Annotated in this window: 10 protein-coding genes and 1 pseudogene; 8 read left to right on the top strand and 3 right to left on the bottom strand. The window is 36.2% G+C overall.

Translation table 11 applies throughout. The features are described from left to right. The first annotated feature begins 125 nt into the window (after nucleotides 1-125). From AC3WOM_RS25380 to AC3WOM_RS25365, 4 genes are all read left to right on the top strand, one after another. Complete coding sequence (locus AC3WOM_RS25380; RefSeq protein ID WP_492448855.1) at nucleotides 126-1118, top strand: ABC transporter substrate-binding protein; 993 nt, start codon at nucleotides 126-128, stop codon at nucleotides 1116-1118. 19 nt (nucleotides 1119-1137) lie between these two features. Next, nucleotides 1138-2142, top strand: coding sequence for a FecCD family ABC transporter permease (locus AC3WOM_RS25375; protein WP_492448854.1), 1005 nt, complete (start codon nucleotides 1138-1140; stop codon nucleotides 2140-2142). 68 nt (nucleotides 2143-2210) lie between these two features. Then, entirely contained in the window at nucleotides 2211-3164 is a 954-nt protein-coding gene (locus AC3WOM_RS25370; protein ID WP_427548658.1) for a FecCD family ABC transporter permease, read from the top strand. A 103-nt stretch (nucleotides 3165-3267) separates the two neighbouring features. Next, nucleotides 3268-4698, top strand: coding sequence for a DHA2 family efflux MFS transporter permease subunit (locus tag AC3WOM_RS25365; protein ID WP_492448853.1), 1431 nt, complete (start codon nucleotides 3268-3270; stop codon nucleotides 4696-4698). A 456-nt stretch (nucleotides 4699-5154) separates the two neighbouring features. Here AC3WOM_RS25365 and AC3WOM_RS25360 read toward each other — a convergent pair whose 3' ends face one another. The 3 genes from AC3WOM_RS25360 to AC3WOM_RS25350 are packed head-to-tail and all read right to left on the bottom strand — an operon-like array spanning nucleotide 5155 to nucleotide 7909. After that, complete coding sequence (locus AC3WOM_RS25360) at nucleotides 5155-6609, bottom strand: ABC transporter ATP-binding protein (protein ID WP_492448852.1); 1455 nt, start codon at nucleotides 6607-6609, stop codon at nucleotides 5155-5157. Between the two features lie 12 nt (nucleotides 6610-6621). Beyond that, a complete protein-coding gene (locus AC3WOM_RS25355; RefSeq protein ID WP_492448851.1) occupies nucleotides 6622-7290 on the bottom strand; it encodes an energy-coupling factor transporter transmembrane component T in 669 nt (222 codons plus the stop codon). Nucleotides 7291-7306: 16 nt separating this feature from the next. Further along, nucleotides 7307-7909, bottom strand: a complete 603-nt coding sequence (locus AC3WOM_RS25350) for an MptD family putative ECF transporter S component (protein WP_492448850.1) — start codon at nucleotides 7907-7909, stop codon at nucleotides 7307-7309. A 110-nt stretch (nucleotides 7910-8019) separates the two neighbouring features. Here AC3WOM_RS25350 and AC3WOM_RS25345 point away from each other — a divergent pair, with 110 nt between their 5' ends. From AC3WOM_RS25345 to AC3WOM_RS25330, 4 genes and pseudogenes are all read left to right on the top strand, one after another. Beyond that, entirely contained in the window at nucleotides 8020-8991 is a 972-nt protein-coding gene (locus AC3WOM_RS25345; protein WP_492448849.1) for a helix-turn-helix transcriptional regulator, read from the top strand. Nucleotides 8992-9230: 239 nt separating this feature from the next. Continuing rightward, nucleotides 9231-10961, top strand: coding sequence for an ABC transporter ATP-binding protein (locus AC3WOM_RS25340; protein ID WP_492448848.1), 1731 nt, complete (start codon nucleotides 9231-9233; stop codon nucleotides 10959-10961). A 3-nt stretch (nucleotides 10962-10964) separates the two neighbouring features. Then, nucleotides 10965-12701: an ABC transporter ATP-binding protein gene (locus tag AC3WOM_RS25335; protein ID WP_427548619.1), complete on the top strand. Its 1737-nt coding sequence runs from the start codon at nucleotides 10965-10967 to the stop codon at nucleotides 12699-12701. Nucleotides 12702-12903: 202 nt separating this feature from the next. Next, nucleotides 12904-13038, top strand: a pseudogene (locus AC3WOM_RS25330) (siderophore ABC transporter ATP-binding protein); the annotation flags it as partial. Between the last annotated feature and the right edge of the window lie 243 nt (nucleotides 13039-13281).

Genomic DNA, 13281 nt, shown 5'->3' with positions numbered 1-13281 from the left:
TAAGTGTCTTTCATTTTCTTTAAAAACGGAAGAAATAGAAAACAGAAAATTCAATTAAAATTCACGCGACGTTAGTGCTGATCATTAATTTAGGAATACTTTTTTGAGAGGGGTTTAGAAAAAAGATGAATAAAAAGTTTATACTAGTTGGTTTGATAGCATCATGCATGATTATTTTGGCTGCATGTGGAGGAGTAGACAAACAGAGCAAATTAAATTCAACCTCCGACAGTAACGGAGAATCAGCGCAATATCAAGTGAACAATACAGGAACAAACGAAACAAGAACGATCGAGTATCTCGGCGAAAAGTATTCCATCCCACAAAACACAGAAAAAATTGTGATTGGGGCTATGGAAGCGATGGAAGATGCGGTAATGCTTGACGTTCATCCAATAGGGGCAATATCGGTAGGCGGAAAGTTTCCAGAAATGTTTGCTTCAGTAACAGACAAGGCGGAACCAATTGGTGAAAAAAGACAACCTAACTTGGAGAAGATATTGCAATTGAAGCCAGACGTTATTTTGGGTTCAGCTAAGTTTCCAAAAGAGGTTGAGGAGAAATTGCAAAAAATCGCTCCCACTATTTTGGTGTCGCACGTTTCTACAAACTGGGAAGACAACTTGAAGTTAATGGCTGAATTAACTGGAAAACAAGCAGAGGCAGAAAAAATTCTATCCCAATATAAAACAGATACACAAGCAGTAAAAGCATCGTTAAAAGAAAAGCTTCAAGTTAAAAAAGTAGCCGCTGTTCGTATTCGGGGAGGGCAAGCTTACATTTTTGCGAAAAATGTAGACTTTAACCCATTTTTGTACGATGACATTGGTTTAGAAATGCCAGAACAGATAGGCATGGCGAAATTGCAAGATGCAATCTCTGTCGAGCAACTGGCAGAAATGAACCCAGACTATTTGTTTGTGCAATTCTCTACGAGTGATAACAAAGATGCAGCAAATGCATTCGAAGACTTGAAGAAGAATCCAATTATCCAAAATATTAATGCCTTTAAACACGATCACGTATATGTCAACGTGGTTGATCCGCTTATGGAAGGAGGCCCTGTTTATAGTCGAATCATGTTTTTAGAAAGTGTGCAAAAACATCTGAACAAGTAATGGAATGGAGCAGGGAGGAATGAAATCGTTATTAAGCCATAAGTTTGTTCAAATTGTCGTGTTATGCATTCTTTTCAGTATGACAATAGTTGTATCTCTTTTCTATGGTTCGAAATCAATGAGTTATGAAATGATGTGGCAGGCGCTTTTTCATTTTGATTCAGAGAATATGGATCATTTAATCATTCAAACATCGCGCCTTCCGCGTGTGATAGGGGCGCTATTGGTTGGTGCCTTCATGGCGGTTTCAGGAGCTTTAATGCAAGGGATGACAAGAAATTATCTTGCCTCCCCTTCGATTATGGGCGTGGCCGATGGCTCGGTGTTTGTCATTACAATATGTATGATTTTCTTGCCAGGTGCATCTTCTATGACCCTTATTATATACTCGTTAATCGGTTCAGCACTAGGCGCCTCCCTAGTTTTTTCAATAGCTAGAATGTTACCTAACGGAATGACACCGCTAACTTTGGCTATATTAGGGACGATTCTTGGGACGTTTCTCAATGGGATCTCTCAAGCGTTAGCTACGTATTTTCAAGTTTCGCAAAATATTAGCTTTTGGTATAACGCAAGGTTGCATCAAATGGATCCGACGCTCATCAAATGGACGATTCCATTTGCGATTGTTGGATTACTGCTTGCTTTTGCTGTAGCTCGTTCCATTACTGCTATTTCACTTGGGGAAGAACTCGCTCAAGGATTGGGTATCAATCTTTTTGTTGTTAAAGCTTTGACTATGTTGAGCGTGGTAATCTTAACAGGAGTATCGGTCGCAATAGCTGGAAATATACCTTTTATCGGTTTAATCATCCCTCATATTACGAGAATTCTGATTGGGCAAGACTACAGGAAAATTATTCCTTGCGCAGTGGTGTTTGGAGCTTTGTTTTTAGCATGGTCTGATATCATCAGCCGCTTTTTGAATTATCCATTCGAGACGCCGATTGGTGTAGTAACCGCGTTATTTGGTGTCCCTTTCTTCCTTTATTTAATTAAGAAGAAAGGGGGAGTAAACATTTGAATAAGCTTAGTCAGCGCGATCGATTTTTGTTTGTTTTCTTATTGACTTTAGCACTTTCCATTGTTGTGATGTATGTTGCCGTAACGAATGGAACGTTTGATATGTCGGTGATAGATGTTCTTAGAACGTTATTTCGTGTTCAATCCGTCAGCGAGTATGACATAGTGATTTTCGAATTTAGGTTACCACGAATTGTGATTGGAGCATTAGTAGGACTTGCGTTAGGGATTGCTGGTGCTGTCCTTCAAGGAGTTACAAGAAACCAACTAGCAGACCCAGGCATTCTTGGGATTCATGCAGCTGCTGGAATGGCGATTATTTTGTACATGTTTTTCATTCAAGGAACGGTGAAAGGCGCTAACTGGTTATCAATTATGACGATGCCGCTTTTTGGTTGGCTTGGTGGCATGACGGCGGCATTATTATTGATGCTTTTCGCTCGGTACAAAGGTTCGCTTGATCCACAGAGATTAATTTTAGTAGGGATTGCCTTTAGTTCAGGTTTTGGTGCCATTACTCTTTATATTTCATTAAAGATGGACCCCCAAGATTTTGAAATGGCGACAGTGTGGTTATCAGGCAGCCTTTATAGTACGGCTTGGATTCATATATTAGCGATACTGCCATGGATAATAATTTTAACTCCAATCATTTGGTGGAAATCGCACAGACTTAACCTATTAAATTTGGATGAGTCATCAGCAATAGGAATAGGTTTAAATAAAGACCGGGAAAGAATGATTTTTCTTTTATGTTGCGTCGGGTTAGTTAGCGCATGTGTATCAGTAGCAGGAAGCGTTGGATTTATTGGCTTAATTGCCCCTCATATAGCAAGAAGGCTAGTCGGCATTCATTATAAATATGTAATACCTGTCTGTGGAGCAATCGGCATGCTTATGGTATTAGTTGGAGATTTTATCGGAAAGACGATCTTTGCTCCAGCTGAACTGCCTGTAGGCATTGTGATCTCCATTATCGGTGTTCCTTATTTCGTATATCTTCTGTTTAAAAAAAGAAAGTAGAGTAAAGAGAAAAGGAAGCCACTCAGAAGAAATTGGAATTAAAATTAATCTGCTCAGACTAACGACAAGCTTATAACAAAATAAAAATTTAGGTGGATTATTCATGTCATTAACAGTAGAAACACAACAAACAAAAGTGATTAAAACTACTCCAATTTTAATTTCTTTCTTAATTGCTGGCTTCATTGGATTGTTCGGTGAAACGGCATTAAACATGGCTCTTGGGGATTTAATACAGGTATTTTCTATTAGTTCTTCCACAGTTCAATGGTTGACAACAGGTTATTTATTGACCTTGGGGATATTAGTTCCTGTCTCGGGTCTCTTACTTCAATGGTTTAGTACACGTCAATTATTTATTGTGTCATTGATTTTTTCAATTATTGGGACACTAGTCGCAGCTCTTGCACCAAGCTTCGGAGTATTAATGTTTTCACGTGTAATTCAGGCTATAGGCACTGGATTATTGCTGCCTCTGATGTTTAATTCGATCTTATTGATTTTTCCCATCAATAAACGAGGGGCAACAATGGGACTAATAGGGTTAGTCATTATGTTTGCACCCGCAGTTGGGCCCTCAATCTCAGGATTAATTCTTGAAAAACTGACTTGGCATTGGATTTTCTGGGTTTGTTTACCGTTTTTAATTCTTGCATTAGTATCGGGTATAGTGTATATGCAGAATGTATCAACCATAACTAAACCCAAAATTGATATATTATCTATTATTCTATCTTCGATTGGTTTTGGCGGGATTGTCTATGGCTTTAGCAGTGCGGGTGAGAATGGCTGGGGAAGCACGATTGTGATCACGATGATTATAATTGGTCTTGCTGCACTTACCTTGTTTTCTTTGCGACAATTAAAAATGGATAAACCGATGCTTGATTTACGTGTATTAATATATCCAATGTTTACTCTAGGTTTATTGTCCGTATTTATTTGCTTTATGGTAATAATGTCCACAATGATTTTGTTGCCATTATATTTGCAAACGGGACTAGCATTGACTGCATTCACCGCAGGGCTTGTTTTGTTGCCAGGTGGTGTGCTGAATGGATTAATGTCCCCAATTACAGGTCGTATCTTTGACAAATTCGGACCAAGAAGACTTGTTATACCTGGATTTGCAATCATGCTTATCATGTTATATATCATGTCAAACGTAACCATTGAAACACCGGTTAGTATGGTAATTGTGATGCACTCCATTCTATTTATAGGTGTATCGATGGTTTTGATGCCTGCTCAGACAAATGGACTAAATCAATTACCCAAAAATCTTTACCCAGATGGGACTGCTTTAATGAATACATTACAGCAAATGTCTGGAGCAATTGGCACTGCAGTTGCGATTACGATTATGTCTGCATCTCAGAACAGATATATGAACAATATGACTGATCTATCAGACCTTTCTTCAATTGGAGCTTCATTAACAGTGGGAGTACAGGACTCCTTTAAATTCACTCTAATTATAGCTATGGTTGGTTTAATTATTTCCTTTTTCATCAAATCTTCTCGCGTTGAATAGGGTTTACTAATTAATTAAGAGTGATATAAGAACCTCTTTGGAAAAACCTTACGTCTCTCCAAGAAGGCAATAACATAAAGCTGATGATGTAATCTCTGGAATACTGCTGAAGCATTCTAGTTACCAATATTATGTTAGATCAAGCTGAAGACTTTTTTGTTAAATAAGTATTGAATCAATTGTGTAATAAGAAAAAAGCTAAGAATTTAAACGCTATACTTTTACCTTGATAGGTAATTGTATAGCGTTTTTTCATCCATGATTTTATTTGTAAAAAAATATAACATTGTATTTTATTATCATTTTAGCATATTTTCTTCACTGACTAATAAACCTAAACATTTTGTAATTTACATCCACCCGAATATTACGGTTTTTCTTGACCCCTTTTAAATACTACAGTTCTTTTCATTGTCGACAGGGAATAAAGTAAGAAAAAAATATGTAAAGGAATTTTTATATTTGCTGCATCATTTTTATAATATCGGTATAGGTGATAGATTCAAGGACATGTTCCTCAGCAATTTGACCCTCATGTAAGCGAACAATTCGATGACAGCAACTTGCAACAAGCTCTGGATCGTGCGTAATAACAAGTACATGACAGTCATTTTTAGCTAAAGTTGTAATTAAATTGGCCACACGTGTTAAATTAAAACCATCAAGTCCAGACGTTGGTTCGTCTAATATAAAAAGAGTTGCATTTTGCATAAGACCTACTGCAAGTACAAGCCGCTGTTTCTCGCCACCAGATAAAGTAGCAGGATGACGATCTTTTAAATGCCAAAGCTGTAATTGCTGTAGGATTCTCCCTGCTTTTTCTGTTTCTTCAGGATGCGTCAATAAAATTTCATGCCATACGCTATCTGTAAATAGTTGATACACGGTATCTTGCATAACAAACCATACTTTTGTCATTCGTTTATTTGGAGGTAAGGTTTCAGCATTTAATTTGATTGTACCACTACGTTCTTTGATTAAGCCTGTTAAGTTTCTGGCTAAAGTTGTTTTACCAGCACCATTATGACCAATTAGAGCTGTTACTTGTCCTCGTGGTAAAGCTAAAGTAAAGTGATTTAAGATTGGCTTAGCATGTTTCTTATATTGAATTGTTATCTTATCAATTGTGAATAAGGGCTTGTTATCATACTTTGTTAAGTGCAAATGTCCATGTTCTAAAATAGGTGAACGTAAACCTAAAGATATCAAGACTTCATTTGAAAGCATTTTAAGCTCTTCAGGCGTGAAACTCTGTTCGATTCGACCATTTTTCATGTATAGGATTCGATCTGCAATGTTCATTAAATAATGGAGGCGATGTTCAATGATAACCATCGTCTTATATTGTGCCTTTAATTGTAGCAAAGTTTTTTCAAGCTCAGCTGTGGCGTGTAAATCAAGATTTGCTGAAGGCTCATCCATAATAAATAATTCAGGTTCAATTAATTGAGTAGCAGCAATGGCAACTTGCTGTTTTTGTCCACTTGAAAGGTAATCTAAAGGTTGGTGGCGTAACACTTGCAAGCCAGTAGTATTTAATATATGTTCAAGTCTTGAGTTAATTTGTTTAGATTCTACCCCATAATTCTCCATTTCAAAAACAAGTTCATCTTCTGTTATAGAAGTGAAAAACTGTGATTTTGGGTCTTGGAAGACACTTGCAATATTTTGACTTAGTTGCCATAGAGGTGTTGTTTTAGTGTCATGTCCTGCAATATTAATCTTGCCAACAAGTTTGCCTTCATAAAAATGTGGTATTAGTCCATTTAATATACGCCCAAGTGTCGTCTTTCCAGAGCCTGAAGGACCAGTAATTACAACGCATTCACCTGTTGCAACGTGCAATGACAAGTCTTTCAGAAGCTGTTCACCTTGTGGTGTTATAAAAGATATGTCTTGTAACGAAATCATAATTTTCTCTCCTTATATCCATAATGTCCCAATTAATAAAAGGAAAAATAAACAAGCTACACTATCGTATGTTTGAAAAGCTATATGATGATGGCTTGTTTTTTTATAGGGAGCGTCTATACCACGTGTCGAGGCAGCTGCGCTTAAGTCGTCTGCTAATCGAATCGTGCGCATTAATAATGGAACGATAGCGTACTCAAAAAGCAAGAGTGGCTTCCACCAATTTTTTAATTGCCTTAATGAAATACCGCGAATGTATGCATTCTCTTGAATTAACTTTGATTCACTTCTCAGAATAGGGAAGAATCGAAGTGTTACAGCTAATGTAAGTAAAATGCTTTTTGGTACATGTATTTTTTGTAAACTTGAGAGCAGACGTCCTGTTGGCACTTTTGCTAAGCTGGAAGCAAAAATTAAAGTAGGCAACATTTTGCTAGTGATTGCGAGCATGAGTAAGGCTGCATTCAAAATGCCATTGCCATCGACTGTATGTAACAGTAATAGTAATGCTGAGAAAATAAAATAAAAAATAAACCACTGTGCTGTAAGTCGAAAATAACCTTGTAAAAGCACAAAGGCAATAGCTAGAATCGCTAATGCCATTGCTCCTGTAGTTGTAACAAATACGGCTAAACTTCCGCACAGTAGCAATAACATAAATTGAATACGTGCGTCGAACAATTCGCCAACTCCTTTCTTATTGATATTGAATGTAGCCTGCCTTTACAAAGTGCTTTTGTAAAATCTTTTTTGCAATATAACTCCCAAGCAATGTCATCACAACAGAAAAACAAATACTGATTGTTAACCATAGTGGTGAATAAGCATACGTTAACATACGTTCAATGGTATCTTGAGAAAATTGCATTTTTTCTAAGCTTTCTTTACCGAATACATAAATATTAATAACCCCACCAAAACCATAAATTGCACCAAAAACACTATAAGCGATAGCCTGTCGAGTTACATTACGATATTGTGTACCGTCGCCAATGATTAATGTCAGTTCAGCGAGCAATCCAGCTAAAGTAAACAGTGGCAACATTAATGGTGCACCCATAATTGTATAAATTAAACCTAAAATAATTCCCATAAAAAGTAATGGACCTTGCTTGCCAACACGAATGGCCATTAATAAATACACTAAACTGCTAAAAAACATTCCAACACCAGTGATATATGGCATAGCGACAATTGATAGTGGAGCCATAGCTGCATTAACTATTGATTTAATAATAAAAATAATAATGCTGTACAACCCAATCGTAATAAAATCTTTTGCCTGTAAATGTTGTTTCATTGTAGACACTCCTTCTTCATATTGATAAAGTAAATGATAACGATTATCATTGTTGATAACCACTCCATTAATTTTAAAAAACTCCATTAAGATTGAGAGGAAGTCATTACATGTCAACAGACATACTAACACGCAGTTATGAAACATTAATTGGTCGCTATATTCAGAAAAAACAAGATACTTGGCTTGGGGAACAGTACGAGTATTGTTCAGAGAGTGGTGAGGGAAACATCACTCGCTATTTTTTAGAATCAGGTATTGAGCTAGTTTTATTAAAGAATTGTACACATCATCGTTTGCGGGAATCTCTGCCGTTTGCTCGCTCCAATTTGATTGAAATAACGTCTCTTATAAAAGGACATATTAAGGTTCGATATCATCCTAATGATGAATGGACGCAATGTGACGATTCACATCTTATTTATTTCGATTGGTCAAAGCCGTTACCCTATTATGATTTTGTGTGTGAACATGCAGATGGTATTGTGTTGTACGTTGATTTAAATGTTATTACTAAAGGTGCTACAGCCAACAATACTTTGCAACAAATGATGACTCGCTTTTTTCGCCATCAAAAGCGTATTTTTACAAGAGAAAGTTTACCGATACATCGTGCGATTACATCACAATTAATGGTGCAATATAGCGAAAGCCTAATGAATCAATGTATATTGAAGGCGCGGGCATTAGATTTTTTATCACACGCTATTACGATAAACATGGAGCAAGAGGCAGCTTTTTGTCCTGACCAACGCATTCATGAGATAAAGTATTATATTGATGAAAATTACGATGAAGTTTTACAAGTTAATTTACTTGCTCAGCAATTTAATATTCCCAAGTTGGTGTTGCAACAACAGTTTAAACAAACTTATGGCTGTACGGTATATCGTTATATTCAACGTAAGCGCATGGAGCAGGCTGCTCAAGAGCTAATTGTAACGAACAAAAGTGTGACTGATATCGCTTATGATGTTGGTTATAATAACCCTAGCAAGTTCTCAACAGTATTTAAGAAACATTACGGAGAAACGCCATTGCATTACCGTCGAAAAAACTGTCCGAGATATATCGCTCGATGATTTGTAATATAGTGAAACGTACAGAGATTTCATCGTTTTGGATAGAGTCAAAGGTTTTCTTGTTGTACTGGTCAAATTATCGACATTAATAGAATTTGTCTGGTTACTTAATAAAAAGCGATATGATTCTTCAGAAGAATCATATCGTTCTTTTTTTTGGATTGATTTCATGCCTTTTAGAGTAGTGACATTGACGTTTATTCGTTATAAAGGAGAAAAGTGTAAAGGAGAGGACATTATTGAAAGAACAGAGAAATAGTCAATTTCTATGGCAGCAAACTAAGGGAGAGCGAGGCAAACTATTTATCGCCTCACTATTTAGTGCTTTAAGTACGGTGTTGATGTACGCACCATACTTAATTGCCTACTTTATAATAGAAGAATTATTAAAAATAGTACCGGATCAACAATTAATCATTTTTCTCGCCTTTTTAACGGCAGGTTTAATTTTACTACGATTTTTATTCTTAGGTTTATCTGGTGTCTACTCTCATATTGCAGCATACAATATTTTGTATAATCTCCGAGCCAAAACAACCTCCCATATAGGAAGGCTTCCACTAGGCTATTTCTCTAAAAAAACATCGGGTGATTTAAAAAAAAGTATTAATGAAGATATTGAGAAAGTGGAAAATACGTTAGCACATCAGTTACCTGACATTGCAGCAAGTTTTATCGCACCTATCGTAATTTTTGTTTATTTGTTGACTGTAAATATAAAACTAGCTTTATTTTTATTAATTCCTTTAGTGTTAAGCTATGCTACTCAAATGTACATGTTTCGAAACGCCCATCAGAATATGAAAAATTACCACAACAGCTTGACCGAAATGAATAGCGCTTTTGTCGAATATGTTAGAGGGATGGCTGTATTTAAGGCATTTAATATGACAGGTGCGTCATTCAGCAAGCTTCGTAATGCAATTTTTGACTATGAAAAAACATGGGTGAAAATGACACGTGATCAATCCGTTTCTTATTCAATTTTCGTTATTCTAACTGACTCAGCTCCACTATTTATCATTCCAATAGGTGGCATTATGATGCTACAAGGAAATATTCCCCCAAGTGCTTATTTGTTATTTTTAGTTTTAAGCATCCCATTTTTAGTCTCATTAAAACAGTTAATTGAGCTATCTCGTGGGTTAACCATGATGTTTGAAGGGCTGGGTCGTCTAAAAGAGGTGTGGCAAGAGCCCGCGCAAATTAGTGGTGGACAATCGTTAATGCGGGACGAAGTACAGAAATTGACATTTGACAGTGTATCATTCAAATATGATCAACAATATGTCTTAAATAATATTTCATTTGAGATCCAACGTGGTGAGATGATTGCCTTTGTCGGACCATCTGGTGCAGGGAAGACCACTGCCGCAGAGTTAGCAGCACATTTCTATAATGTAGATGAAGGTGTAGTTACTTTAAATGATATTCCGTTGCAAGAAATGAATACTCAAAATTTAATGGAGCATATTGCATTCGTTTTCCAAGATACGTTTTTAATAGACGATACGATGTATCACAATGTTACGATGGGTGGCAATTATACGATGGAGGAAGTAAGGAAAGCATGTCGAGCTGCGGAGATTCATGACTTTATTCTAAGCTTACCCCATGGTTACAACACAAAATTAGGAGAAGCTGGTGTCAAGGTGAGCGGCGGGCAGAAACAACGCTTTGCAATTGCACGCGCTTTACTGAAAGATGCTCCTATTGTTATTTTAGATGAAGCAACATCACATGCAGACGCCGAAAATGAACGAAAAATTCAGCGCGCTCTCAGTCATCTATTGAAAAATAAAATGGTCATTACCATTGCACATCGCCTTCATACGATTGAGGGTGCTACACGTATTTATGTATTTGAAGAGGGGCGTATTGTAGAACAAGGTACGCACCAACAATTACAGGCACAACAAGGGTTATACGCTCGACTTTGCGACGCTTATAACAGAGTACAGGAGGGATGATAGATGTACCAAAAATTACAGCGTTTATTTAATGGACAATTATCACACTTATACTTACCATTGGTACTAAGCTTTATTGATACGATTGGTACGGCTAGTGTATATGGTACAGTTTACTATGTTGTGTTAAATATTGTGAACAAAAGCCTTACGACCAAGTCACTGTCAGTTGCAATAGTTATTTTACTGAGCGGCTATATTTTACGCTTTATAATGGTTGGTTTTTCACAATATTTGTTCCAAATAAGAGGAGCTCAACTTATTAGAGAAGCGCGCCTTCAACTATCAAGGCATCTACAAACATTGCCTTTAGGATTCTTTTCAAAGGAAAGCATAGGGACATTAATTAATACTTGTACAGTCAGTATGACGCAAGTAGAGCGGGTAATTACTCATCTGTTAGGTGACCTAATGAAGGTGATGGTCGTTACAGCCTATATTATTATCGCTTCATTTCTTATTAATTTAAAGCTCGCTTTTATCCAACTTATCATCGTGTTACTGACTCTCCCGTTGCTGCTATTATTAGGAAGGTTAGGCAAAGATGGTGGTGAACGTAAAAAGAAAGCAGTAAGTGAGGTGCTGTCTCGTGTGATGGAATATATCGATGGCATACGTGTATTTCGTGCCTATAATCAGACGGGCACAGCTTTTCGAAGACTAAATAATGCCTTTAAACATTATCGAGATGAAAGTGTAAATTTAGAAGTAAAATTAGTTCCTTTTAATTTTCTGTTTTTTATAATGATTGATTTTATAGCACCAGCAATTTTTATTGTGGGCTCCTATTTATTATTAAGTGGGGAGATTGAGCCAGCTACTTTAATTGTGTTTTGTTTAATTTCTCTTAGTGTTTCAGCAATGTATCGCCCATTTAGTATTCTTTATACGGAATATAGCGTACTTATGGTAACAATAAATCATATTGACTCATTGTATACGATGCAGACACAAAGTTATCATAAAACGCAAACAGATTTTGAAAAACCTTTAATCGAATTTAAAAATGTGTCGTTTGAATATGAAGCGAAGCAACCAGTCTTACAAAATGTATCGTTTACGTTACAGCCTAATACATTAACAGCTCTAATTGGCCCCTCAGGCTCTGGTAAAAGTACGGTACTTCATATACTTGCTCGTTTTTTTGATAACCAGCAGGGGGAAGTTCTAATTGATGGAAAGGCTATTAAAGATTACAAGCCTGATGCTTTATTACAGCAAATGAGCATTATGTTTCAAAGACCTTTTATTTTAAATGCAACTATTTATGAAAATATCACTATGGCAAAGCCAGATGCAACGATGAAAGAAGTAGAAAAAGCTTGTCGCTTAGCAAATTGTTATACTTTTATTGAGAAATTAGAAGAGGGATTCAACACGATGGTAGGAGAAGGTGGTTCGACTTTATCTGGTGGAGAAAAACAGCGTATATCATTAGCGCGAGCATTTTTAAAAGATGCACCAATTATTCTATTGGATGAAGCTACAGCATCTCTGGACCCGGATAACGAACTTGCTATTAAGCAGTCTGTGAATGAACTTATAAAAGGGAAAACAGTGATTGTAATTGCACACAAGTTAGATACAATCCAGCATGCTGACCAAATTTTATTTATGCAGGATGGCAAAATTATCGAACAGGGTACACACGAAACATTACTTCAGAAAAATGATCGCTATGCGGAAATGTACTACGTGCAACAACAAGCGAAAGAATGGACTATTTATACAGCACAATAAATTTAAAAGAATCTCAAAACCTCTGCAATATTCAATATTTGTTCTGCAACAAACATGGACGATTCCGAAAGATTGAAGATAGAATATAACTAAAACATAACTTAAATCAGCTAGAGAAGAATATAGTTTTTTTCATCATATTCTTTTACAAATTCTTGGGTTGGCATTATTTAATCGCATTCAACTACGAGTATAAGTTTATTGTGCTATTAAAGATGGACAAATTGCAGATTTTGAAACAGTTGAAGAGGTTATGGACTCAAAAATTTTGACAGATATTTTTAAAACAAAAATAGAAATTATTGAAGGTCCTTATGGTCCAATAGTTGTTTATTAGTTACAAAATTTTTTAAAAAAAGAATTTCAAAAAATGACTATGACATAAAAACTAATAGAAATTAAATTATTTACTGTTGCTTGCACAGATTATAACAGCTACCCTAGTTGAAGTTGCCGCCTGTATTTTACAGGACATGTTGTTGAAATACTATTATGTCAATGACATCAAGGTGACAAATTAAATAGTATAGCCCTTTTTCAAAACGAGGGGTTGATCTCCGTTCCGACTGAGTGCTTTCCT

It is taken from the genome of Lysinibacillus sp. FW301-JW8 (assembly GCF_058788755.1).
Note: the sequence above shows the minus strand (reverse complement) of the source record. Positions and strands in the feature narration are given on the sequence as shown.